Below are 26,144 nucleotides of genomic sequence, written 5' to 3'. Positions count from 1 at the left end.
TTTATACCCCCCTTAATTTAGATCCACGAGAGAAACAGCTAAATTAAATTCACTTCAAAAAGTAATATTCACACTAAAAAACCGGGAAATAAAAAAAGAAAGGAAATTAGAAATTTGTTATTAATAATAATCTTAACACTTCTTATTATTTCTCTAGGTGTATTAGAAAAGATCAAACACAATTCTAATATAAAAAAAATACCCATAAGAATTAATATTAATGGAATTAGAGGTAAGTCTACAATTACGAGATTGATTTTTAGCATTTTAAAAGAAAATCAACATAATGTGATTGCTAAAACTACCGGAACAGATGCGCGCATTTTATATTGGCATACCGATAAAGAGGATCCAATAATAAGAAAGCCACAAGGAGCTAATATTGGTGAACAAAAGGCTATTATGAGGCATGTGGTTCATCAAAATGCAGATTCATTGGTTAATGAATGCATGGCTGTTAATCCTGATTACCAAATTACTTTCCAGAATGATCTAGTAAAGGCTAACGTTGGCGTAATTGTAAACGTTCTTGAAGATCATATGGATGTTTTAGGGCCTACTCTTGATGAGGTAGCTGAAGCATTTGCTGCAACTATACCGTTTAATGGTAAGGCAGTTGTTATGCAAGATGAATATACAAACTATTATAAAAAAATCGCTCAAGATAGAAAAACCGACTTAATAGTCGTTGATAAAAATGAAATATCAGAAGATTATTTGAAAAAATTTGATTATATTGTATTTCCAGATAATGTTGCAATTGCTTTAGGTGTAGCTAAGTCTTTAGGTATAAATGAGGATGTTGCAATGAAAGGCATGCTGAATGCACCTCCAGATTCTGGGGCTGTAAGAGTAAAATATTATGAAGCTAATAATAATACAAATATTTTCATAAATGCTTTTTCAGCTAATGAACCGGAGTCAAGTTTAGCAATATTAGATAAGGTTTATTCTTATAACTATCCGTTTGAAAAAGTAGTGATTATTTTGAACTGCCGATATGACAGGGTAGATAGAACATACTTATTTACAGAAAAATTCATTCCTAAAATCAAAATAGATACGTTAATCGTAACTGGTAGTACCACTCAAATGGTTACTGAAGTAATGAAAGATTATCCAGAAATAAATTATTACAATTTTGAAGGTAAAGAATTTTCTGAAGTCCAAGATAGAATTTTAAAAGAATCTCAAAAATCTTTAATATTCTGTGTAGGTAATATCCACGGTAATGGAAAAAGTATCGTAAATTTCATAGAAGGGAAAAGCTAACATGATAGGTTCTGAATTATACTTCTCGTTATTTGTAGGTGTTATATTAAGTTTAATTTTTGCAGAAAAGTTTGGCATAAATCCAGCAGGATTAGTTGTACCAGGTTATTTGGCGTTAGTATTCGACCAACCACTAATGTTAATATCAGTTATTTTAATTAGTTGTTTGACTTATATAATCGTTGTACATGGAATTGGAAAAATAACAATATTATATGGAAGAAGAAAATTTGCAGCTATGATATTAACAGGCATGATTATTAAGTTTATGTTTGACTTAATATATCCAATTGCGCCATTTGAGATACTCCAGTTAAGTGGTATCGGTGTAGTTATACCTGGTATTATTGCCAATACGATTCAAAAGCAAGGCGTCATAATCACGTTATCAACAACAATTTTATTGAGTTTTGTTACTTATTTAATATTATTTGTCTATAGTTTCATTACATAAATAAGGAGAAAAGCAATGGCTAAAAAACTTACAATAGGAGAACAAATATTAAAAAAATCGAAAAAGCACAAAAAACAAACCAGTAAGCATATTGTAATATTATTAGTTATACTAGTATGTTTTATGATATTTGGTAACTATATTTATAAAGGTAAAAATATATTTGGTAGCTTAAAAGAGGATGATAAATTAGTAGTGACTTATTTAGGAAATATTAATTTAGCAGAAAAAGGTCAAAAGGAAAGTTTATCAAAAATATTAAGTCCTTTAAAAAATCTAACAAATAACAGTAATTATACATCTGCAAATTTAAAATTAAGTAGTAGTAATCCCGAAAAAGATATTAAAGATATTAAAACACTTAGTAATAATAATATTAACAGTTTGACATTGGGTAATAGCAATAATATGAATTTTAAGAATACACAAAGTATATTTAAAAGTATTGATCAATCCAATCCAAACCTTTTATCTGATGAAGGAATAAATATTATTAATAACAATATCTCAAAACAATTTCATCAAGGGAAAGAAATAGCTACTGTTTCCTTTAGTGATACAAGCTCTAAATTTATAGATGCTTCAGAAAATAATACTTCTATAAAATTGAATCCTAAAACTTTTATTCCTTTAATTAAAGATTTAGATAAAAATAATGATTTAGTAATAGTTCGTGTGAACTGGGGAGTACCGGATGAAAGGACAGTGTCAGAAAGACAAAGAGAATATGCACATGCATTAGTTGACGCTGGAGCGGATGTCATAATTGGTAATAATAATGTAATTCAAAAAATAGAAAGTTACAAAGATTCTCATATATTTTATAGCTTAGGAAATTTAACTTCACAAGACTTTTTATCAAAAAATAATGAAAGCATTATTGTTCAGCAAGAAATTGAAAATGAAAAATTAAAAACAAAGGTTATTCCAGTTAATTTCAAGGGCGGTTATCTTTCTAATAATAATGATAATGTCATTAAAAATAATCAAATGCTGAATTATATTAAAGACTCAAGTATGGATTGGACAACGAAAAAAGGAGAATTTATCAATGAAACTAGCAAATAAGTTACTTAATGCAACTGTTGTTATTACTATATTAGGCGCATTAACTTTAACTATAGCAATGCATTCAGATGAAAAATTATACTCAAAAGAGAAAATTGAACTTGAAGCAGCAAAAATTAACTATTTAAATCAGGGAGAATAAATCTTATGATATATAATCGCAAATTCTTATTTATTAGCATGATCATAGTTTTATTGATTTCAACCTTAATTTATTTATGTAGTACACAAAAAAAGTCAGATAAAGATAATTTGTACGAAAACAAAATATCGGAAGCTAAAAATTCAAAAAAGAAAAGCTATGGTGTCGCATCCAATAATCCAATTGCAGTTAAAATTGGAGAAAAAATTATAGAAGATGGAGGAAACTCTGTCGATGCTTCAATTGGTGTTTCATACGCCTTAGCTATTACAGAGCCTCATACTTCAGGTCTTGGCGGAGGTGGAGCCATGATTACTAAAAATAATTCGAAATTTGAAAAACCAAGGTTGCTAGAATATAAAGATATGTCTGGATATAACTATAAAAAGAGTGATGAAACGGGTGTACCCGGATTAGTAAGTGGTCTTCATCAAGCTCATAAAAATGGTGGATCAATGGATGAGAAGAAGATAATGAATTATGTTATACCACTAGCTAAAGATGGTTTTGAAGTTGATGATGAATTAGATAGAAGCCTCAAAATATACGGTGACGATATAGATAAGGATTCTCCATTCTTTAAAGATTCTGAACCACTTGAAGAAGGGGACATTGTTAAGCAAAAAGCACTAACAAAAACGTTAGAAGGTATACGTGATAATGGGGTATCTTATTTTTACGATGATATCGCTGGTGACATAGCAGATCAGGCGGATAGTCACCTTAAGAAAAAAGATTTTAAAAATTATCAACCCGCAGATAAAGAAGCTATAGAAACTGATTACAAAGGGAATAAAATATATTCTGCTTCTAATCCACTGGGCGGAACACTAATGGCTCAAGGACTGAAACTTGATGAGATTATTAATAAAAAAAATACTAAAAAAGAATATGTAAATAGTATAATTTCAGGGAGAAATTTAGTTTTAGAAAATAAAGAAATAGTGAATGATCAAGAATCTGCATACAATAATTATTTAGAGCGCGACTATATAATTGATAAATATAAAGACCTAGATAAATATAATGGTATGAAACCTTCAGATGGTACAGATGGTAACACGACACACTTCGTAGTTATAGATAAAGAAGGGCAAGTTACAAGTACTACAAATAGTTTAGCAAGCTATTTTGGCACAGGTAAATTTGTAGATCAGGGCTTTTATTTAAATGATTCTTTGAATAATTTTTCAAAAGGTAGTAAAAATCCAAATAGGGGAGATAAACATAAATTCCCTAGATCATACACAGCTCCTACTATAATAGAAGGTAAAGACTTTACAATGGGTATTGGTTCACCAGGGGGTAATAAAATACCTACGATTTTAAATCAAGTAATGATACAGTATTTTAATGATGATAAAAGTATACAGGATATTATTGATAAACCTAGATTTTACAATGATGGAGATACTGTTTATTATGAAAAAGATATAGATGATGATTATCTTAAACAGTTTAAAAAAATGGGGTATAAAGTAAAACAAGGTAAAGACACACCGTATTTTGGGAGTGTACAAGCTGCAATATTAAACAAAGAGAATAATGCTGTAGAAACTGGTAGAGATGTAGGTAATAGATAGCAATTAGTTATTACTGAAGCGATGGTTTTTATAGTTTTAATGGGAGAAAAACAAACAAGGGAAGACATTGCGCGTAGGCAAGTAAAAAGAAGCGTTCTCGTTATAGAGACGCTTCTTTTTATTATAATTTAAAACAACGTGAAAATCCTTTTGTTCATGGTTTTGGACAGAGATGAGCGCCATTGCAGAATGAGAAGCTAATTGTTAAGTGAACGTACATGGAGTGGAAAGTGCTTGTAAGAAATATGAAAACAAAAACAAAAACATAAAATCACGGTACACTAATAATTACTATTTATAATAAATAAAATAGTAATTACAAAAAACAATTATAGTCTACTAAATACTTAAAAAAATATGTGTAATAAAATAATAATTATAAAAATATATTCTTCTATATACTTGAAACTATATTTATAATAAAATAATTAAAGTGAACAATTATAAAATATAGAAATAGGAGACGAGTCATATGAATTTGTTAATATTAATCGGCATTGCAGCCGTAATCGGACTTGTAGTAATTGTAGCTATAGTTTGGTATCTTTACATGAAAGCAAGATTTAAGACGGTTCCATCAAATGAAGCTTTAATTATTACAGGGCCAAACATCGGCGATCCAAAAACTGAGTCGAATGTTTATCAAGATGATGAAGGTCGTCATATGAGAGTGATACGTGGTGGCGGTTATAGAATGAAAATGTTCCAATCATCAACGCGTGTTTCATTAAAATCATTCCAATTAGAAATCAAAACGCCTATTGTTTGGACTAAAGCTGGTGTCGGCATTGAAGCTGAGGCGGTCGCTACAGTTAAGGTTGCAGATCAATTAAAAGGTATCGTTAAATATGCTGAACAATTCTTAGGTAAGTCACAAGACGAAGTATCTGATGAGATATCGCAAGTCTTAAATACAAACTTACGTGCTATCTTATCTAAAATGACAGTTGAGGAAATCAACTCAGATAGAGAAGCATTTAATAATAAAGTAACTGAGGTTGCTCAAGAACAGCTCAACAATATGGGCTTTAGTATTACTTCATTAGGCTTATCTGATATTAGTGATAATGAAGGTTACTTAGAAAACTTAGGTAAACCTGAGATTGCTAAGATTAAGAAAAAGGCTGATATTGCTGAAAGTGATGCTTCACGAGAAACTGAAATGAAAATAGCAGAAAATACGGAATTAACTGAGAAAGAAAAAATTTCTCGTCAAATGAACGTAGCTGATTCTCGTAGAGAGAAAGATCTAAAAGAACAATCAATTTTAAGTGAAACAAATAAAGCTCAAGCGCAGGCTGAAGCTTCTGGTCAATTAGAGAAAGAATCTAGAGCTTTAGAAATCAAAGAAAAACAATTGAATGTTGAACGTTCTGAGAAAGAAAATGAATTACACTTAATTCAAATGGAACGTGAGAATGATGTTCTTATTCAACGCCAAAAAGATGATGTACGTCGTCAACAATCAGAAACAGATGCAGCAATTAAGATTAGACAATCTGAAGCAGCATACGAAGCTCGTATTAAAGAAGGTAAAGCTGAAGCTGAAGTTATTCGAGAACAAGAAAAAGCAAAAGCTGACGGTTTAAGAGAAAGAGCTAATGCGCTTGCTGAAAATAAAGACGTTGTGTTAGCTGAATTGATGATTAATACATTGCCTGAGTTTGCTAGAGCAATTGCTGAACCATTATCTAATGTTGAGAATATCCGTATTCTTGATGGTGGAAACGGAGAAGGCGTAAACTCTTTATCAAATGGTATTATTTCTCAAATGGCTAATGCTGAGGAAGGTTTAAACCAAATGACGGGCTTTAATTTAACTCAGATGCTTGAGAACATCTCAAATCAAAAGAAAACTTATGCCTTTGAACAAAATGAGTCTTCTAGTGAAAATGAAGGTTCTAGTGAAAATAATGGCCTAGAGTCTGAAGAAGCGCCTCTTAAAGATGATATCAATCAAACTGAAGATATGAGCAATGACGAAAAATAATCAAATATTAGAAGGACTGTAGTATTTATTTTATCGTTTTTGACACAAAAATGAGCGTGGGACATAAATACCTATTCTCAAATAAAGAGAGCTAATCCATAATTTTCGGATTAGCTCTCTTTCCTTTATTTATAAAATCTACGATTTTGTGCGTGCATGCTTGCCTGGGGGTACGGCTCGAGCCTGTAGTCTCTCACGCATACTATTCCCCCGGGCGTCAGCACTTTACAAAATCGTGACAAAATATCCATTCTTATACAAAAAAATAAAGCACTTTCGTATAATTTAATTAATCACAACAAAAACTAAATTAACGAGGTGCTCTATGTATAAAAATTATAACATGTCTCAATTAACGCTACCACTAGATATTGAAGTTTTAATTCCAGAAAATGATATTGCTCATTTTGTAAATCAAATCGTAGAAACGATACTAATGAGAACTTCTCCAACTATTGTACGTAATTTGTCTTCAGATTTAATAAACCTTTTAATTCTTTCACTTTTTTCAGAATCGATTAATGGATAAAGATTTAAAAACTCTCTTTCAGCTAAACTGGTGATTTTGACTAAGTATATATCTAAAATACTATTAAATACTATCTTCATGAATTATTTTAGCTATCGGAAAAGAATTCCGAAATCAACTTAAAAAAGTGATTTGGAGATTCCAGGTTAGCTAAATGTGCTGTATCAGGGATTATAATCTTTTTAACATAAGGAAGTTCTTTACTCATTAGCTCAGATATATCATGAAAATCTTGGATATCATACTTACCATTAATAATTAATACAGGGATTTGGATATTTTTTATCTGTAAGATATTATCCTTCGTTTCTACTTCCTCGCAAGAATAATCTGATTCAGGTTTAGTTAAAAATTCCATCTGCATATCAACAACTAATTGCTTCACATCTGTATTGATAAGTTCTGGAGACCTATTTCTTAGTATCCAAGTTTTATAGTTAAACAGTGCTGTTTCTTCTATTTTACCTTCTCGTAATAGTTTTTCTTCTTCTTCTTCATAATCTTGTAGGAAAGACGAATCTTGCCACCCACCTAAAGCTGGAGACAAAAGTGCTAAACTCAGACACTTTTCTGAGTGGTCTAGATAAAAATCAATAGCTATTTTCCCATCAAATGAAGCTGCTAAAATATGAGTGTGATTGATATCTAGATGTGTAAGTATTTCATTAATAATATTACTATAAGAGTAATTTCCTCCTGTGAAATCACTTAAGCCGAATCCAGGAAGGTCAAGCCTAACTACTCGATATTTTTCTGATAATAAGTGGAATTTATTATCCCACATACGTGAATCTGCAATTCCAGCATGAAGTAATAATATATTCTCACCATTACCTTTTGATTCAAAATAAATATTAGCCCCCGTAGCGTTAAACATCCCTTTAACTTCGTTTGTTTGCATAATATATTAACCTCCGATTTATATTCATAAATAATTGAATAATACTGAAAAAATAAATGAGGTGAAATTATTTCTATATCGGAAACAGTGTTACATATGACTTATTTATAATTTTAATCTTTTTAATATACTCTCAGCACTTTCTCCCTTATCCATTTTTTATATAACTTAACGATGGTCATTTAAGTTATATATAACCTATTCATTAATACAATTCTCCATCCATCAGGGTCTTCAATAGTAACACCTTGTTTTTTCCAATAAGTATTTTCTGGTTCGATTTCTAAATAGTTTATTGAAAAAATTTAGCACCTCAATTAATACACGCCTCTAATAAATTGTTCTACTTTTTCTTTGTAGAAGTGCTCAATTTCTAACTTTTCATTTTCTGTGAATGATTTAGTATTTAGTGTGTCCAAGTTCTGTTTAACTTGTTTTATATTTCTAAATCCAGGATTAATACAAGATATTTCTTTATAGTCTAAAATCCATCTTAATGCTGCACTTGCCATGGAAGAACGGCCTTCTTTGATCCATTCTAACTGATTAGCTAATTCTACACCTTTTTGAAAACCGAGACCTGAGAATGTTTCACCGACGTTAAATTCTTCGCCATTTTCATTAAATTTACGATGATCATCTTCAGCAAATGTTGTTTTTGCTGTGAATTTCCCTGTTAATAATCCACTTGCAAGCGGTACTCTCGCAATGATTCCTACACCTTGTTGATGAGCTTTAGGAATTAATGATTCTAATGGTTTTTGACGGAACATATTAAAAATAATTTGTAAACACTCTACATTAGGGTAGTTTAAACAAATCAATCCTTCTTCTACGGATTCTACACTGACACCATAGTGCTTTATTTTGCCTTCTTCTTTTAATTGATCTAATACTTTAAAGACACTACCATCTTTTAAAATTTCAGTGGCAGGGCAATGGATTTGAAACAAATCGATTGAATCTCTATTTAAACGACGTAAACTATCTTCACAATATGACTTAACCGTTTCATAACTATAATTTTGTGGGTCGGCTATATCACCTTGTCGACAGAATTTTGTTGCGATATAAATTTCATTTTCTTTACCTGCAGTTGCTTTAGCGAGTAGTTCCTCACTATGCCCATCACCGTAAACATCAGCAGTATCAAAGAAATTCACACCTTGATCGATTGCATATTTCAAAGCTTCTAAAGCTTCCTCATCATTTGTTTCGCCCCATGCGCCACCAATTGCCCACGTACCAAAACTGACTTCACTGATCTTCATACCTGTACGACCTAATTCACGATATTTCATAATATAGTTCATCCCCTTATTTTTTGAATATTTAATCTACTCAATTTTATCCCTAAAATGAAACTTTTGAAAATATTGTGATTTGAAATATGAAATAATTTATTAAAAAACGAATGATATGTTTTTTAATGTTAAAGCATTCTAATACTTCGGATGGTGGAGTTTTTAGGAATAAAAGCGTGATTGGAATTAATGTATATTTCGCCTGAATGATTATGAATCATTACTCGATAATAATTTATACTTCCGCTACCTTGATTATCACTTTGACTTACAATGTTTATTTTTTTCTCGTTCTTTAAAAATTTATAAGTCTTATCATCTTTAGAAATTTGTTTTAAATGATTGTTGTTATGATTTTCAATATCACTATTTAGTTGGTGTTCACTTTGATGTAAAGTCCACTTATCAAACAGTAAAAAATTCATAAGTAAATATGTAGTGATTAATAATACAAAAACAAAACTTACTTTAAGAAATTTCTTCATTTCATTTCTCCTTCCAAAGAAAATACATTTTCAATAAATGAAAATACGCTTTGTTTTCTAGTATTCGAGTTATATAGTAAGTTTGTCTTTAATGTCGCGAATTTATAGTCTAATGGTACTAAAAATAAATGATGATTATTCAATTCTTGTGCTACAACAAATTGTGGTAATAAAGCAATACCACCAATGTTTTTAATATGTTGAAGTAGGGATTCAATGCCAATAAATTCTATTTTTTGCATAGGCGTAATATTATTTTTAAATAAAATCTTTTCCATTTGTTCACGGTAACTACAACCTTTTTCAGTAACTAATAGAGTAGAATTTTCTATATCATTAAATTGAAATGAAGGTAACTGGCAATTGGTTACTAAGACGAGTTGATCTTCGGATATTGGAATATTATTTAAAGTGTTATTTATAATATGTTCATCTGTTATTAAGGATATATCAGTTTCGTTATTCGATAATTCTTCTTTAATATAAAAATTAGAATGTGCTGTCTTGAACGTAATATTCACATGTGGATTGTTAATGATCCATTCACTTATTTTTTGAGCATATTTGTAAATATATTGACTCTCTTGCATATTAATCACTAAACTCTCCGAATGATTATATAAGCCACGCACTTCCTTCTGGAATTCTATATGACTATCGATGATATTTTGAGCATATCTTACATAGGTTAAACCTTCGTTAGTTAATTCAACGCCATATTTTTTTCTGTGAAAGAGTAATACACCTAACTCATTTTCAAGTTTTTCAATATGTCCTGATACTGTCGATTGGGAATAGTTTAATAGACTTGCTGTTTTGGAAATATTTTTAGTTTCACTAGCTACTAAAAATGTCTTAATAAAATTAATATTCATTGTATACTCCAATATATTATCGTGTTTTGTGATATCTAGTATCCGAAAAATCTATTTTAATAATATCATAAAGCGGATTAGTATGAGTATATACACTAAAAGTATAAGGGAGTAAATAATGATTACATGTTTGTTAGGAAGTAGTAGAAGTGATGGTAACTCAAGAATATTGGCAGATAATCTATTAAAAGGTACAAAGCATAGAATGATTAATCTTTATGAGAAAAGAATAGATAAAGTTATAGACAATAGACACTCAAAAATGAATGACAAAGATTTGCATCAAGATGACTATTCAGAGGTATTAAAAAATGTGATGGATGCACATACTGTTGTGTTCTCTACACCATTATATTGGTATTCTATGAGTGCTTCTTTAAAACTATTTATAGATCGATGGACAGAAAGTTTAAGAGATCAACATAGAGATAATTTCAAATCAGTAATGTCTAAGAAAGAATATATTATTATCATAGTTGGTGGTGACAATCCTGCAGTTAAATCAAGACCATTGATAGAACAATTCAAATATATTTTTGAATTTATGAATATAACGAATTATTCTTTTATAGTTGGAGAAGGTGTAAAACCATTAGATATATTAGAAGACAGAAACACTATGGAGAAAGTAAAAACTTTAAATAATGACTTGAGAAATTTAAAACATCAAATAGGAGAAACAAATGAATAAAATCGAAAAATGTACCATTGCATTCAGCATTTTTATAATGATTTCTTCGTTACTATTACTATTTTTCAAATATTATTTCACCTATATAATGCCTGTATTAGTTTTTACAACATTTGTTGTAATGGTCATACTCACTATTATGATGATTCTATTTTTTGTTTTTGAAAAATATGAATAATACTATTCAATTAATTCAACCGGATTTATAAAATTTAAGAATATTAATTATATAATTTAGTATTTGAATCATTCTATATGAATGTTATCATAAAATAATAAAACGTTTTAAAGGAGCAACAACATGAAAAATTCAAATTTAGTTTTTGCACCAACTTTTAATAAGTTTAGAGAAAATCCGAAATGGTTAGTAAATATGTTACTAGTTATCATTATAGCAATCGCTTCAGCATGGATTACTACATTAACTACAGATATTTCAGCTGAATTAAGAGAAACAGGCTTAAGTGAAGCCGATGTAGCCAATATGTCTACATTCACGACAGTATTTGCATACATAGGAGCAGTCATAGGAGCAATTGTTGGCGTTGCATTCATGTTCCTTTTAATCTTAATCGTATCAAAAATCATGAAATCAGATGTGAAAGCAACAAGTTTATTTGCAGCTGCAACATTTATGACACTTATCACATCAATCTATGGCTTAATTATTGTAGCTATCCATGCAATTATGGACTTGGATCCCGTAAAATATTCATTTACAAGTTTAAAAATATTTAACCAAAGTAATCAATTTCTCGGTATATTTGATTTGAAAATACTTTTAGGTGCTTACTTATTTGGCGTTGTATTATACGCAACAAGCCATCTCAAAGGAAAAACAGCACTTATTTGGGGCATAGTATATCTTGTGCTTTTAATAGGACTAGGACTTATTCAAGCAAGTATAGCTTTATAAAGTAAGCGTAAAAACCTAAATGACTATTTATTATAATAGTCATTTAGGTTTTTTTATCATTTTGTTTTTCATATTCTGTATAATAGCAGTAAGCTACCTAAAAATTATAAATGAGTTTTATAACTTATGACTTATAGATTTTAAAATAAAGGGGCATTCTATGAAAAATAAGAGAATAAGTATAAAAGATATTGCGAAAAGGGCAAATGTATCTACTGCTTCAGTTTCTAGAGTGATTTCACATAAACCTGGTGTAGGTAAAGAAACTGAGAAGAGAATAAGAGAAATTATGGAAGAAATGGGATACAAGCCAAATATTAATGCTAGAAGTTTAGTTAAAAAGAATACTGGTAATATTGGTGTTATTATTCCTGGTGGCTTTAATACATTACAAAACTCTTTCTTTTTAACAATTATTGAAGGTATTTCAAGTATTATTGATCAAACAGAATATAACTTAATTATTTCATTTACAAGTAAACAACATAAAAAAATGCTCGATACAAATATCGTTGATGGCATATTAGTATTAGCACCAAGAGAGAATGAAATAGATTTAAACTGGATTAGTTATTTAAAGTTACCTACTGTTATTATTGGTAGTTTTATTGAAAATTCAAATTTTGATTGTATTAGTGCAGATGAAAAATCTGGCGTTAGACTTTCTATTGAAAGTTTATATAACCAGAATCATAGAAATATTGCTTTAATTAATGGTCCTTCCTCCTCGTATCAAAGTAAAATATACGAACAAGGGTATAAAAATGTAGTTCATAAGTTAGGTTTAGATAGTTATATTTTAGAATTGGAAGAATTTGATATTAAAGGACAAGAAAAAGTAGTTGAGGAATTCTTAATTATGCATAAAGATGTCACTGCTGTAATCTGTTCATCTGATAATATTGCCTTAGGTGTTATTAATATTGCAAATGAGTTAAATATATCAATTCCTGAACAATTATCTATTATTGGTAGTGATAACACACCAGTTAGTAATTTGACATCACCTAAACTTTCCACTACTCACGTTAATCTTAAGGAAATAGGGGAAACTGCTGTGGCCCGCTTGTTAATAAAGCTTAATAATCAAAATGATGAAATTCGAAATGTGAATTGTATTTTTCCAATGAAATATATAGAACGTGAAACAACAGCTTTCTTCAAATAAGAAAGCTGTTGTTTTTAGAATATGTTTATAATAGAAGCAATTATTAATGCTAAGCAAAAAGTGTAACTAATAATCATTGCAATCTGTAGTAGATAGGGCCTTCTTTCTCCTTTATTTACATCTTTTTTAAATAAAAGAATAGTCATGAATAAGCCAGCTACCGGTGTAGCTATTGAAGTTGCTATGTTTGATATATAAATAAGTTCTATTGGTGATCCACCATAGCTAAAACTTACAATAGAAGAAATAATTAAGACAATTACTGCTCCTATTTGTATAGATTTATGATCTAAATGAGTTGGTTTATCAAATCCAGCATTTAATAATACTACTGATCTATGAGTATTTCCTAGTAATGATGAAAATGCAGCTGCCAATAAAGCGATACCCATCACAATAGGTGCAAAATGTGTACCTAAAAATGGTTTTAGCAAATCACTTAATTGAGTTGGCGATGTTATTGAAAGATTATAAGGATGTAATACTATAGCTCCAACAAGTACGATTGCACCACTCACTAATATTACCCCTAATACATGAGCTAATGCATCTGCTAACATACCTCCATTATATAAATCATCTTTCGACCATTTCTTTTCTTTACTTAAATAAGTACCATAAATACCAGTTGTAATAGAAGCGTGTGTACTAATAAATCCTAAGGCTAAATATAAACTACCTTCAGGAAAATGCCAATGTGTCAAACCATTAAAAGTTTGAATGACATCAGGTCCTCCTACACTTGCTAATGAAATATAAAAAGCAATAATCATACCAAATATACATATTAAAATTAATTTTTCGATTTTGGAATATACGTTTTTAGAAAAATAGCAATAAACTAGAACAACGAGCATTATAATTGCACCAATTTTCCAATCAATTCCAAACAGTAAATTCATTGCTGCACCTGTTCCAGAAATATTACCAATTGTAAAAAATACACAAGATAAGAAAGTGGATACTCCAACTAATATGGCGGCAGGTTTACCGAAATAATGTCTAATCGCTTTTATTGAAGGCATGCCTGTTAACAAAGTTATACGATAAGAAGCAACAACAAATGTAACGCCCATGAAAGCGATAGGTATAAATAACCACATTAAAGCATAGCCATAAGAAGCACCAACCATAGAAGCAGTTGTTATAACGCCTGGACCAATAACAACACCAGTCAAAACAATACCTGGACCGATTCGCTTTAGCAATTCTAAGAAACTTAATCTTTTTATATTTTTAATAATAATCACCACTGACTAAATAAGAAGTATTATTACTTCTGTATTTTGGAATTAGTTAATCAGTCCTACAGTTTTTAAACCTTCTGTAATTTCATCTTTTTCTTCTTGTGTTAATGGTTCTACAGGTTTTCGCGCATGGTTAGTTTTAATAATTCCTCTTTGATACATCGCTTCCTTCATTCTTAAATGAGAACTAGATGAAGGTTGATCCATTTTATAAATAGCATGTTTTAATTTAAATATTTCATCATAAGTATTTTTTGCTGAAGCAATGTCATTATTTTTAACATGGTGGACTAAATCAGAAATTAAATCAGGGACAAAACATCCAAATCCAACAAGAGCACCTTCAATGCCTTGTACTAAAGTTGGTAATAAATATTCATCATGACAAGTTAAGATTGCACAATCAGGCGCTTCTTTTTGTAAATTACGAACATGAAGTTCATATGTTGCCATATCTCTTTCACCTAATTTAAAAGCTACAACATTTGGTATTTTAGCCATTTTTAATAACTGTTCAGTTGAATAAGATGCTTTCGTATCAGCAGGATACTGATGTACAACGATACCAATATTTATTGCATCTGCTACATCTTTAAAGTAATTAGAAGGCGAGTCATCTTGCATACTAAATCTTAACCAAGAATGTGGAGGCATTAATAAGATACCTTCTCCACCAGCTTTTTCGACAGCTTGAGCATGCTGAATTGTTTCAATTGTACCCTCTGCAGAAACACCAGATATAACTGGTAACTTTCCTTGCAACTCGTCTACAGCCAGACTAACTATTTTAGCTCTTTCTTCAGGTAACAAGGTCATAATTTCACCAGTATGCCCATTAACGACAATGCCTTTCACGCCGTCATGATTTGCAACCCATCTCACTAAATCTCTAAAACTTTGCTCATCAATAGAATCATCATCGTTAAAAGGTACTAATATAGCTGGGAATACGCCACTCCATTTTTCTTTATTCTTCATAGTTAACACCTCTAAATTTAAATTACGTAAACGTTTACGTTAAAGACAATACTAGAGTAAGCGTTTTCTTATGTCAATGAAAATTGTGTAAATATTTCTTAAATATATAAAAATACATTGATATAAAACTTAGACATTGCAGCTGAGTATTTTGCTAAAGGTAGAAGTGGAAAATGAAAAATGCTATCCTTAAATATATGAAAACCCGTTTCCTGAATTTGCGGAAACGGGTTTTCATATATTATTTATAACTTTTTAAATAATAAGCGCCACCTAATAATCCAACAGGAATACCTAGTAAAGGCGTAAATATAGTGCTTAATACAATAACAGCTATTAATACAACAGCTATATTAGAACTCGTTAGTTCTAACTCGAGTAAATCGTCAAAACTTTTTTTGAGAAGGTCTTTTACTTTCATTTATAGCACCTCTTTTATAGTTTAGATTTTGTATATACTATATTTTTAGGATAACATTTAATGAATCAAGAAAGAAATAACTCATAAAGATTGCTGATATACATACATACTTGCAATATGTTGTTTGAAAATATTAATCTTGAAAGGAATGATTAGAATGGGATTTTATATAATGATTCTCTCCATAATATTAGGTATATACTTAACAATACTCGGAATATTTCGTAGGAAATATAGTTTTTTATATAAAAGCTTTATAGTGATAGGAATATTACTGATTGTTTTTGGTATTTATTTAGCACGACCGCATTAAAGATTTTCTTAACTTATAACATTTAATGAATAGTTAAAGAGGGATTACAATGAGAACAGTTATATTTTTAATTTTAATAGCAGGCATTCTTCCAATGATCGCCACGAATTTACATGGTAACTTAATAAATTTATCTGGAGTTCTATGGATAACATCTGGAATATTATTCTTTATAGCGGCATATAAAGCAATAAAAAAAAGAAGAACATAAACAGTATTAGAATCATGTTCATAAGTCTAAACTTATAAAGTCGTTAAACTGACTAACAAAGCCCCATGTCATCCATTTATAGAAGTGGATGACATGGGGCTTATTTAAGGAAAATAGATATGTTATTTTTGAGGTGCTAGTTTCTTTGAAGTAACAATATTGATAATTAGCCAAGCGATTTGAGTTAAAAACGGTATGATAAACAAGGTAGAGATCATACCAATAGACATCCATTTTAATTCTGTTGTTTGAACAGCACCTGTAGCATCAACATCCCTAAACCATAATAATAAAGAAATCGTAATGAATGATCCTAATTCAATTACAGTTAATACCCACCATAAAATCCACGATATTTTCAAGTAGAATCCTCTTTTCAGTATGTATTTTAATAATCTTATAATTAAAATGTTATCATTCATATTTTAAATGAGCAATATTAGTCAATTCATTGGGTTAGTAATAATAACCAAAAAAAATAACCATCTAGATACTACTTTGGCTAAGTAACTAGAGGTTATTTTTACAACTAAAGTTTTACAAGCCATCGTCTATTTAGAAGACTCGCTAGGGCGACATGTTCATGCATGTTGCCTTTTTTTAGTTTTATTAATACTTTGGCAATGTAACTAGAAATTTTACAATTTTATAATAGCACGATCGGCATATCTTGTCCAATGATATAAAAACATTATGACAAATAATGGTAATTTGATATAATATAATGGCGAGCAAGATAGATGGTGGCTAACTTCATGAAAATGGGGTGATGCCTATGTATTTGGTTTAGCTCCTGGAAAGGAAAAGTATGACGGATTATGAAATGCTGATGGTTGTACTGTCAATCATTGGTTTAGTAATAATGAGTAATAATAACCAAAAAAAATAACCATCTAGATACTACTTTGGCTAAGTAACTAGAGGTTATTTTAATACCTTAAATATTACAAGCCATCGTCTTTTTAGAAGGCTCGCTAGGGCGACATGTTAGTGCATGTTGCCTTTTTTCAATTTTATAATAGCACGATTTGGTATATTTTGTCTAATGATAAATAATAACCCAAAAAATAACCATCTAGATACTACATTGGTAAAGTGACTAGAGGTTATTTTCAAGTAAAATATAATAAGCCATCGTCTTTTTCCAAGGCTCGCTAGGGCGACATGTTGGTGCATGTTGCCCTTTTTCAATTTTATAATAGCACGATTATTCAAATCATACTCTATTACTTTTTTATATATTATGTTGTTTACATATGATATAATTTCAATAAAATTAGAATACTGATTATATTGATTTGGTGTTTAAAGAACTAGGAGGTATATAATGGTAAGAAACATAATGGAATGGGTTGCTTCTATTGCGATTGCTATAGTTGCTGCTTGGTTAATCACAACTTTTTTAATCAGTAGATACGAAGTTCATGGTGAATCGATGTCTCCAACTTTTAATGATCACGACAACCTTGCTGTCAGTAAGATTTCTAAATCATTAGGGACTATTGATAGAGGTGACGTTATTATTTTCCATGCTAATGAGGAAAAAGATTTTATTAAGAGGTTAATTGGGATGCCTGGAGATACTGTAGAGTACAAGCAAGATCAGCTTTATGTGAATGGTGAAAAAGTAGCAGAGCCTTATTTAGATTTTAATAAAGAACATAAATATTCGGATTATTTAACAGAAAACTTTGATGTATCAGATACAAAAAATTCAGGTGGAAAGAAAGTCATTCCTGAAGGTAGATATTTAGTGTTGGGTGATAATCGTATGAATAGTAATGATAGCCGTTTAGATGTTGGCTTAATTGCGGAGAAACAGATAGTTGGTAAAGCTAAAATGAGAGTCTTGCCTACTCGTGACATGAAATATGGTTTTAGTTCTAAATCGTTCGATGAAGTTAATGAACATTGATTAAATGATGTATAAATCACATCTCTATTAACTTGTTTGTTAACTATGCTAAAATTTATTTGAGTAAACGTTAATATTAAAGAATAGGGGTAAGTTGATGGCTTTTAACATTGAGATTTTAGATGAAGATAAAAATATAGATTTAATTACGATTTATGATGAGAACTCAGAAATTAAATTTACGAATTTTGGTATGAGAATTGTAGATTGGAAAGTTCATAATAGGTCTGTCATTCTAGGTCCTAATGAAAATGAAGACGTGATTCAATATTATGAAGAAAATCCATATTTCTTTGGCGCTACAGTTGGAAGATATGGCGGTAGAATTGAAAATGCAACGTTTGAATTGAATGGTCAAACTTATAAGTTAGAGCAAAATGATGCTCAACACAATTTACATGGTGGATCAAATGGATTACATACAAGCGTAAGTGATTATGAAATAATAAATGAAGATGAAGTTGTTACAGTTATTTATACTGTAGATATACAATCGGATGATGATTATTTCCCAGGTGATATCCAAATTAAAGTGGCTCATCGTTATGATTTAACTCAAATGATGTGGACGATTCATTATGAAGCTACGAGTACAGAAGATACGTTATTTAATCCAATGAATCATGTGTATTTTAATTTGAATCGTACAAATGAAACTATTGAAAATCATACTATTCATAATCAAATTGAATTTTATCCTTTAAAAGAAAATCAAATCGTCAAATCATTGAATACAGTTAATATTAATGATGAATTAAATAAAGATATACTCACTTTTAAAGATATATTTGATAGTGGTTTGGAACAAATAGAGCAATTCAATGGTATTGACCATCCAGTTAAATTAGAAAATACATCATTTAATATATCAAACGATGAACTAGAAATTGAAATGCAAACGGATCAAGATCACGTAGTTCTCTTTACTTTAAACGATGTAGATTGGAATGACGAAGCTAACACGATTCACGAACACGGTGGATTTACATTAGAAGCACAAGCCATACCAGATGATATACATTTGTTAGGTGATAAGGCACCTTCTATATTAAGAAGCGGTAAGACATATAGTAGTGAAACAAGTTATCAAATTAAGCGTAAAAAATAAGAGGTTGGGATATAAATCACAACTTAAAATAAATCACCCAATCCGTTGGAATCATTTTCGGATTGGGTGATTTTATATTTCTGATTTTGTAAAGTGCTGACGCCCGGGGGAATAGTATGTACGAGAGACTACAGGCTCGAGCCATACCCCTAGGCAAGCATGCACTTTACAAAATCATAAGATTTTAAAACATACATACCTTCTATGTTGCTTGTTTAGTGAGTCTTGCAACATACAGTGCTTCTATGTTGCTTGTTTGGTAAGTCTTGCAACATACAGCATGTACTTAAAGGAACAAACGAAAAAATAGCGAAAATTCTTTATAATCTTCCTCCACGATTTTGTAAAGTGCTGACGCCCAGGGGAATAGTATGAGTGAGAGACTACAGGCTCGAGCCATACCCCTAGGCAAGCATGCACTTTACAAAATCATTATAGTTTAGGACATTTATGTCCTAAGCTCTTATTTATTTGAATTGCTTATTTTACCTTTATTCATAAATGATTTCTTTTAATTTTAATATTGCAGGTTCGATGTCTTCTAGTTCTATTTTTGCAAATCCAATAATAAGCGTTTTGACTCTTGAGTTCGCAGGTTCATCGACCATAAATCTTCTTAATGTATAGAGTTCTATACTATTATCATGTGCTTTTTGTTCTATTTCTTGATAAGTGAGTGATGTTTTGATACTTAATAAAAAGTGTAATCCAGCTTCCATGTCGTATATAGAAATATCTTCTTTAAATTCTTTGTTTAATACTTTTAAAAATAGCTCTCTTTTTTCAGTATATATGTGGTGCATTTTTCTAATATATTTCTCGTAGTTTCCTGATTTTATAAATAGATGTAGTGTATAAGCGTTAATTAAGCTTAAATCTGTAATTGCAGTGTCTGTTGCTAAATCAAATTTATAAAGTAGAGGGTATGGCAGCACCATATAGCTCACTCTTAAACTTGGCATTAACGTCTTTGAGAATGTCCCTAAGTATATGACACGATCATTTTTATCTAAACTATATAAGGAAGGAATATTATCTGTTCCATATTTATATTCACTATCATAATCATCTTCTATGATGTATTTATTGTGTTCTGTTACCCAATTCAATAATTCTATTCTTCTAGAAATCGGCATAATTGTCCCTGTTGGAAATTGGTGGGAAGGTGTCGTCACAACAAAATCTGGTTGTTCTGATTTTACACGATTAACAGATAGTCCTTTTTGATCGAGAGGAATGTTCACGACATCTTGTCCCATATCTATAAAAAGTTTTCTCATACGTGAATAACCTGGATTTTCCATGGCAATTTTTTGGTTGTTTGAAAATGTATTGAACAAGGCGCTTAATAAGTTTGCAGTGCCTGAACTGACAATGATTTGATCTGGGTAACATGTCACGCCTCTTTTGTACGAGATGAGTTGAGCGATAGATTTCCTGAGTTCTAAAGGTCCTTTATAAATTGGTATTTCTGACATTTCATTTTGGAAAAGTCGAAATGCTTCTTTAGTATGCTTAGACCATAAATCAATTGGAAACTGAGATATATCTGTTGTCATATGAGAAAAAGAGTAACGATATGAAGATTTAATTTTATTCGGATTATTATGTATAGGCTGTGGGATACGATGATCTTGAATGATTAGTTTATTTAAAGCTTCAACAAAATATCCCTGTCTTTCTTTTGTATATATGTAACCTTCTGCAAAAAGTTGTTCATACGCATTTTTTACAGTGTTTATGCTGACATTTTGGTCGTTTGCTAGTTGTCTTTTTGATGGTAACTTTTCATGACTATTATATTGTTGTGAGAGAATATCTTGTTTTGTTTTGAGATAAATCTCTCTATATTTGTAAGTTTGTGCCATACTTTTCACCCCTCTGGTACCATATAAAAATCAAAACTGGTACTTTTCATTATACCAATATTTTTTTAATATGTACTAAATAAACAATAGGAGGGATTTTAGATGGGTAAGACTCAAGAACAATTAGTATCTTTACGTAACGAATATGTAGCAAGAGGTGTCAGTAATGGTAATACACATATTGCTGATTTTGCTAAAGGGGCAACTGTTACAGATAATGAAGGTAAAGAATGGATCGACTTTGCAGGGGCAATTGGAACATTAAATGTTGGTCATTCACATCCGAAAATTACTGAACATCTAAAAAAAGAACTAGAACGATTTATATTACCTGGATTTAATGTCATTATGTATGAAAGCTATATTAAGCTAGCTGAAAAATTAGCTGAAATTACACCAGGTGATCATAAAAAGAAAACAGTACTCTTAAATTCAGGAGCTGAAGCAGTAGAAAATGCTGTGAAAATAGCTCGAAAATATACAGGTAGACAACAAGTTGTATCTTTCATTAGAGGTTTCCACGGAAGAACAAATTTAACGATGTCTATGACAAGTAAAGTAAAACCATATAAATTTGGATTTGGACCATTTGCACCAGAAGTATATCAAGCACCGTATCCATATTTAGCTGATAAACCAGAAGGATTGAGTGATGAAGCGTATATTGATAGCGTGATCAAAGATTTGAAGAACTTCTTTATCGCAACTGTAGATCCTTCAGAAGTTGCATGTGTCGTTATTGAACCGGTACAAGGTGAAGGTGGATTTATTATACCTGACAAAAAGTTTGTGCGTGCTTTAAAAGATATTTGTGAAGAACATGGTATTGTATTTATTGCAGATGAAATACAAACTGGATTTGCTCGAACTGGAAAGATGTTTGCGATAGAGCACTTTGATGTGATACCAGATTTAATGACGGTATCTAAATCGCTTGCAGCAGGTTTCCCATTGAGTGGTGTTGTAGGAAGAAGTGAAATTGTAGATAGTCCAAACCCAGGTGAAATTGGTGGTACATATGCAGGTAATCCACTAGCTTGTGAAGCGGCGCTTAAAGTAATCGAAATTATAGAAGAAGAAAATTTAAATGCTAAAGCTGAGCAACTTGGTGCGACTATAGAAGCAACGTTAGAATCATATAAACTAGAACATAATTTTGTTGGAGACATTCGTAGATTAGGTGCAATGGTCGCAATGGAAATTGTAGACCCAGAAACAAAAGCACCGGATAAACTCAAAACATCACAAATTGTGAAAACAGCTAACGATAATGGGTTATTATTATTATCAGCTGGTATTAACGGTAACGTGATTAGATTTCTAGCACCTTTAGTCATTACAGATCAAGAATTAAACAAAGGATTTACGATTTTAGAATCTAGTCTTTAAGATTTATGACTAATAAAAATGGGGTATGAATATGAGTTCTCAATTTAATAAAACAATGAATATAGCAGATATATTATTTCTCGCGATTGGCGCTATGCTTGGATGGGGCTGGGTTGTGCTTTCGGGAGAATGGATTTCTGAAGCAGGATTTTTAGGAAGTATTATAGCTTTTGCAATAGGTGGCTTATTAGTTATTTTCATAGGATTGACTTATGCTGAATTAGCCTCTGCAATACCTGAAACAGGTGGGGGATTTGTCTTTGTTAAGAAAGCATTTAGTCCAGGAATAGCTTTTATTTCAGGTTGGTCAGTATTATTTGGCTATGTATCTGTTATCACTTTTGAAGCAGTAGCATTGCCGACAGTTATTGATTACGTTATACCATTTGAACATACAGGTTTTCTTTGGAATCTAGCAGGTTGGGATGTTTACTTAACTTGGGTTCTGATCGGTTCTCTTGGTAGTGTAGTCTTAACGTCATTGAATTATTTTGGTGTAAAGCCTGCTGCGATTATGCAAACGGTGTTTACAATATTTATCGTAGGCGTAGGATTATTACTATTTTTTGGAGCGGGATTTAATGGTGAATTCACACAACTAAAACCATTGTTCAGTAATGGTGTAGGTGGGACGATGTCAGTACTCATCATGATTCCATTCCTGTTTGTAGGATTTGATGTGATTCCTCAAATTGCAGAAGAAGTTAAAGCACCTGCTAAAATGATAGGTCGCATACTTGTTATTTCAATAATCGCTTCGGTTATTTTCTATTTACTTATTGTATTTGGTGTTGCAACAGGATTAACACCTAGCCAATTACAAACGAGTGAATTAGCTACTGCAGATGCTATGGTGAATTTATTTGGCTCTAGTGGATTTGGTATCTTACTTGTATTAGGTGGCGTTGCCGGTATTATAACAAGTTGGAATGCCTTTATTATTGGTGGTAGTCGTATTCTATATGCGATGTCTAAAAATAATATGATTCCTAAGTGGTTTGGATTTATTCACCCTAAATATAAGACACCGACACACGGCATTATATTCCTTGGTATATTAGCATTTGTTGCGCCTTTATTAGGACGTCCAGCACTCGTGTGGATCGTTGATGCAGGTGGTATAGGTGTCGTATTAGGTTACTTGCTCGTTGCTTTTTCTTTCTTGAAATTAAGAAAAAGTGAGCCAGATTTAGAAAGACCATACCGTATTAAAGGTGGTAAATTTGTCGGTTGGGTAGCAGTTATTTTAAGTATTGGATTTATTGCTATTTATTTACCTGGAATGCCTTCATCACTTATTTGGCCACATGAATGGATTATCGTATTTGTTTGGTATGGCATTGCAGCAATTCTATATTTAACTAAACCTAAGGGGGATGAAGTATTTGAAAGAACTCAAAGTATACAATCCAGCAACGAATGAAGTCGTTAAGACAATCCAGTACACTTCTGAAGAAGAAGTAAATCAACAGATCAATAAAGCACAAGTAGCATTTGAATCTTGGCGTGAAAGAGATGCACATGATCGTTCTGCACTTTTATTGAAATGGTATCAACTCATTGAAGAACATAAAGAAGAATTAGCAGAACTGATTACGTTAGAAAATGGAAAGCCTTATAAAGAAGCGTTGGGTGAAGTTGCCTATGCTAATAGTTATATACAATGGTATCAAGAAGAAGCAAAGCGTATTTATGGCAAAACAATACCAGCGAATCAAAAAGGTAAAAAGATTATTACAGATCCGTTCCCAGTTGGCGTTGTAGGTGCGATTACACCTTGGAACTTCCCAGCAGCCATGATTGCTAGAAAAATGGCACCAGCATTAGCTGCAGGTTGTACCATCGTATGTAAGCCAGCATTGGAAACACCTTTAACAACGATTCGAATGGTTGAATTAGCACATGAAGCGGGTATACCTGAAGATGCTATACAATATGTCGTTTTAAGTGGTCGAGATGCTGGAAGAATTTTTACAGAAAGTCCAATCATTCAAAAAATTACTTTTACAGGGTCAACACCAGTTGGGAAACAATTGATTAAAGCTTCAGCTGATAGTGTTAAAAATGTGACGATGGAATTAGGTGGATTAGCACCAGTAATCGTACATAAAGATGCAGATATCGAATTAGCTGTTAATCAAACAATTGCTACTAAATTTAGAAATTCTGGCCAAACGTGTATCAGTGCAAATAGAATTTTTGTACATAAAGATATTGAACAAGACTATACAGCATTACTAACTGAAAAAGTGAACGCTTTAAATGTAGGAAATGGTATAGAAAAAGATACAGATATGGGACCACTTATTAATCAACAAGCGGTAGAAAAAGTAATAGATCAAATAGAAGATGCAGTCGAACATGGTGGCGAACTGTCATTATCAATAGAACAACTGAAATTAGGAGGCAACTTCTTAAAACCAGTCGTGATTCGTCATGCTAATCTAGAAATGAAAGTGATGCATGAAGAAACTTTCGGACCAATTGCAGCTGTTATGACATATGATGATTTAGATGAAATCTTAAAAGTAGCAAACGATACTGAATATGGATTAGCAGCTTACTTCTTTACGAACGATTATAGAACAGGCTTCGATATTTATAAAAAGCTTGATTATGGCGTGATTGGGTGGAACGATGGCGCACCATCAGCAGCCCATGCACCATTTGGCGGATATAAAGAAAGTGGTTACGGTCGTGAAGGCGGTATAGAAGGTATAGAACCATATTTAGAAACAAAATATTTATCAATAGGTAATATGTAGTATATAAATAAAGGTTCGGGGACATAGATATCCGATCTCAAAATAAATCTCTTCATTAGGTGATAGCCTAGTGAAGAGATTTATTTGTTTTTAGAGTGTTGCGATTTTGAAAGTGCATGCTTGCCTGGGGTATGGCTCGAGCCTGTAGTCGCGCGGCATACTATTCCCCCGGGCGTCCGCACTTTGCAAAATCGTGGGGGACAGTCATTTCTATAATGTTTTTTTGTTTGTTCTTTTAAGTACATGCTGTATGTTGCAAGACTGACCAAACAAGCAACATAGAAGCTCCGAATGTTGCAAGACTGACCAAACAAGCAACATAGAAGCTCCGAATGTTGCAAGACTTGCCAAACAAGCAACATAGAAGCTCCGAATGTTGCAAGACTTACTAAACAAGCAACATAGAAGGTCTGTATGTTGCAAGACTTACTAAACAAGCAACATAGAAGGCTCGTATGTTGCAAGACTTGCCAAACAAGCAACATAGAAGCAATGTATGTTTCAAAATCGTGGAGGAAGATTATAAAGGTTGTTTGCTATTTATCAAGTGG

General features: G+C 31.3%; 25 protein-coding genes and 1 pseudogene. 15 read left to right on the top strand and 11 right to left on the bottom strand.

Translation table 11 applies throughout. The features are described from left to right. Window positions 1-114: 114 nt before the first annotated feature. From pgsB to LQ598_RS05015, 6 genes are all read left to right on the top strand, one after another. Window positions 115-1,272 (top strand): poly-gamma-glutamate synthase PgsB, encoded by a 1,158-nt coding sequence (gene pgsB, locus LQ598_RS05040; RefSeq protein WP_016912235.1) that lies wholly within the window; start codon window positions 115-117, stop codon window positions 1,270-1,272. A gap of 1 nt (window position 1,273) precedes the next feature. After that, window positions 1,274-1,726, top strand: coding sequence for a poly-gamma-glutamate biosynthesis protein PgsC (gene pgsC, locus LQ598_RS05035; protein WP_016912236.1), 453 nt, complete (start codon window positions 1,274-1,276; stop codon window positions 1,724-1,726). Between the two features lie 15 nt (window positions 1,727-1,741). Then, the gene (locus tag LQ598_RS05030; RefSeq protein ID WP_016912237.1) at window positions 1,742-2,794 is read left to right on the top strand and encodes a CapA family protein; all 1,053 of its coding nucleotides are present in this window, start codon (window positions 1,742-1,744) and stop codon (window positions 2,792-2,794) included. Continuing rightward, window positions 2,778-2,936 (top strand): hypothetical protein, encoded by a 159-nt coding sequence (locus tag LQ598_RS05025; RefSeq protein ID WP_016912238.1) that lies wholly within the window; start codon window positions 2,778-2,780, stop codon window positions 2,934-2,936. The genes LQ598_RS05030 and LQ598_RS05025 overlap by 17 nt, the downstream gene beginning before the upstream one ends. Window positions 2,937-2,941: 5 nt before the next feature. After that, entirely contained in the window at window positions 2,942-4,519 is a 1,578-nt protein-coding gene (locus tag LQ598_RS05020; RefSeq protein ID WP_119596286.1) for a gamma-glutamyltransferase, read from the top strand. A gap of 472 nt (window positions 4,520-4,991) precedes the next feature. Further along, complete coding sequence (locus tag LQ598_RS05015; protein WP_119609405.1) at window positions 4,992-6,509, top strand: flotillin family protein; 1,518 nt, start codon at window positions 4,992-4,994, stop codon at window positions 6,507-6,509. 414 nt (window positions 6,510-6,923) lie between these two features. Here LQ598_RS05015 and LQ598_RS05010 read toward each other — a convergent pair whose 3' ends face one another. From LQ598_RS05010 to LQ598_RS04985, 6 genes and pseudogenes are all read right to left on the bottom strand, one after another. Further along, window positions 6,924-7,118: a hypothetical protein gene (locus LQ598_RS05010; protein ID WP_239745347.1), complete on the bottom strand. Its 195-nt coding sequence runs from the start codon at window positions 7,116-7,118 to the stop codon at window positions 6,924-6,926. A gap of 8 nt (window positions 7,119-7,126) precedes the next feature. Then, complete coding sequence (locus tag LQ598_RS05005; protein ID WP_107537530.1) at window positions 7,127-7,939, bottom strand: alpha/beta fold hydrolase; 813 nt, start codon at window positions 7,937-7,939, stop codon at window positions 7,127-7,129. A 182-nt stretch (window positions 7,940-8,121) separates the two neighbouring features. Then, window positions 8,122-8,229, bottom strand: a pseudogene (locus LQ598_RS05000) (VOC family protein); the annotation flags it as partial. A 27-nt stretch (window positions 8,230-8,256) separates the two neighbouring features. After that, complete coding sequence (locus tag LQ598_RS04995; protein ID WP_107537455.1) at window positions 8,257-9,240, bottom strand: aldo/keto reductase; 984 nt, start codon at window positions 9,238-9,240, stop codon at window positions 8,257-8,259. A gap of 131 nt (window positions 9,241-9,371) precedes the next feature. Next, window positions 9,372-9,728 (bottom strand): hypothetical protein, encoded by a 357-nt coding sequence (locus LQ598_RS04990; RefSeq protein ID WP_107537454.1) that lies wholly within the window; start codon window positions 9,726-9,728, stop codon window positions 9,372-9,374. Next, a complete protein-coding gene (locus LQ598_RS04985) occupies window positions 9,725-10,603 on the bottom strand; it encodes a LysR family transcriptional regulator (protein ID WP_119595941.1) in 879 nt (292 codons plus the stop codon). The genes LQ598_RS04990 and LQ598_RS04985 overlap by 4 nt, the downstream gene beginning before the upstream one ends. Window positions 10,604-10,721: 118 nt before the next feature. On the opposite strand from LQ598_RS04985, the gene LQ598_RS04980 reads away from it, so the two are divergent. From LQ598_RS04980 to LQ598_RS04970, 3 genes are all read left to right on the top strand, one after another. Next, complete coding sequence (locus LQ598_RS04980; RefSeq protein WP_107537469.1) at window positions 10,722-11,294, top strand: flavodoxin family protein; 573 nt, start codon at window positions 10,722-10,724, stop codon at window positions 11,292-11,294. 301 nt (window positions 11,295-11,595) lie between these two features. Beyond that, the gene (locus tag LQ598_RS04975) at window positions 11,596-12,210 is read left to right on the top strand and encodes a YIP1 family protein (RefSeq protein ID WP_107537470.1); all 615 of its coding nucleotides are present in this window, start codon (window positions 11,596-11,598) and stop codon (window positions 12,208-12,210) included. A 160-nt stretch (window positions 12,211-12,370) separates the two neighbouring features. After that, complete coding sequence (locus LQ598_RS04970) at window positions 12,371-13,378, top strand: LacI family DNA-binding transcriptional regulator (RefSeq protein ID WP_119595940.1); 1,008 nt, start codon at window positions 12,371-12,373, stop codon at window positions 13,376-13,378. Between the two features lie 14 nt (window positions 13,379-13,392). Here LQ598_RS04970 and LQ598_RS04965 read toward each other — a convergent pair whose 3' ends face one another. The 3 genes from LQ598_RS04965 to LQ598_RS04955 form a co-directional block, all read right to left on the bottom strand. Beyond that, window positions 13,393-14,628 carry an Nramp family divalent metal transporter gene (locus LQ598_RS04965; RefSeq protein WP_232059923.1) on the bottom strand — a complete coding sequence of 412 codons (1,236 nt, stop codon included), beginning with the start codon at window positions 14,626-14,628 and terminating at the stop codon, window positions 13,393-13,395. Window positions 14,629-14,670: 42 nt separating this feature from the next. After that, a complete protein-coding gene (locus tag LQ598_RS04960) occupies window positions 14,671-15,603 on the bottom strand; it encodes a dihydrodipicolinate synthase family protein (protein WP_107536895.1) in 933 nt (310 codons plus the stop codon). 241 nt (window positions 15,604-15,844) lie between these two features. Continuing rightward, window positions 15,845-16,024: a VraH family peptide resistance protein gene (locus LQ598_RS04955; RefSeq protein WP_107536894.1), complete on the bottom strand. Its 180-nt coding sequence runs from the start codon at window positions 16,022-16,024 to the stop codon at window positions 15,845-15,847. Between the two features lie 362 nt (window positions 16,025-16,386). Here LQ598_RS04955 and LQ598_RS04950 point away from each other — a divergent pair, with 362 nt between their 5' ends. Then, window positions 16,387-16,548, top strand: a complete 162-nt coding sequence (locus LQ598_RS04950) for a hypothetical protein (RefSeq protein ID WP_158278539.1) — start codon at window positions 16,387-16,389, stop codon at window positions 16,546-16,548. Between the two features lie 122 nt (window positions 16,549-16,670). Here LQ598_RS04950 and LQ598_RS04945 read toward each other — a convergent pair whose 3' ends face one another. Next, the gene (locus LQ598_RS04945; RefSeq protein WP_233709592.1) at window positions 16,671-16,970 is read right to left on the bottom strand and encodes a DUF3923 family protein; all 300 of its coding nucleotides are present in this window, start codon (window positions 16,968-16,970) and stop codon (window positions 16,671-16,673) included. A 905-nt stretch (window positions 16,971-17,875) separates the two neighbouring features. Between LQ598_RS04945 and lepB the strand changes: the two genes are divergently transcribed. Continuing rightward, entirely contained in the window at window positions 17,876-18,463 is a 588-nt protein-coding gene (gene lepB / locus LQ598_RS04940; protein WP_107536892.1) for a signal peptidase I, read from the top strand. A gap of 97 nt (window positions 18,464-18,560) precedes the next feature. Further along, entirely contained in the window at window positions 18,561-19,571 is a 1,011-nt protein-coding gene (locus LQ598_RS04935; RefSeq protein ID WP_107536891.1) for an aldose epimerase family protein, read from the top strand. Window positions 19,572-20,062: 491 nt separating this feature from the next. Here LQ598_RS04935 and gabR read toward each other — a convergent pair whose 3' ends face one another. Beyond that, on the bottom strand, window positions 20,063-21,439 hold the full coding sequence (gene gabR / locus LQ598_RS04930) for a MocR-like transcriptional regulator GabR (RefSeq protein WP_126578779.1): 1,377 nt from the start codon (window positions 21,437-21,439) through the stop codon (window positions 20,063-20,065). A gap of 102 nt (window positions 21,440-21,541) precedes the next feature. On the opposite strand from gabR, the gene gabT reads away from it, so the two are divergent. Genes gabT through LQ598_RS04915 form a run of 3 tightly spaced genes read left to right on the top strand, consistent with a single transcriptional unit; the run spans window position 21,542 to window position 25,593 of the window. After that, window positions 21,542-22,828, top strand: a complete 1,287-nt coding sequence (gene gabT / locus LQ598_RS04925) for a 4-aminobutyrate--2-oxoglutarate transaminase (RefSeq protein ID WP_016912987.1) — start codon at window positions 21,542-21,544, stop codon at window positions 22,826-22,828. A gap of 31 nt (window positions 22,829-22,859) precedes the next feature. Beyond that, window positions 22,860-24,251, top strand: coding sequence for an APC family permease (locus LQ598_RS04920; RefSeq protein WP_107536889.1), 1,392 nt, complete (start codon window positions 22,860-22,862; stop codon window positions 24,249-24,251). Further along, window positions 24,214-25,593, top strand: coding sequence for an NAD-dependent succinate-semialdehyde dehydrogenase (locus LQ598_RS04915; protein ID WP_107536888.1), 1,380 nt, complete (start codon window positions 24,214-24,216; stop codon window positions 25,591-25,593). Before LQ598_RS04920 ends, LQ598_RS04915 begins: the two co-directional genes overlap by 38 nt. The last annotated feature ends 551 nt before the right edge of the window (window positions 25,594-26,144 follow it).

Origin of the sequence: Mammaliicoccus sp. F-M27 (assembly GCF_022387115.1) — a bacterium.
Lineage (GTDB): Bacteria > Bacillota > Bacilli > Staphylococcales > Staphylococcaceae > Mammaliicoccus > Mammaliicoccus vitulinus.
Note: the sequence above shows the minus strand (reverse complement) of the source record. Positions and strands in the feature narration are given on the sequence as shown.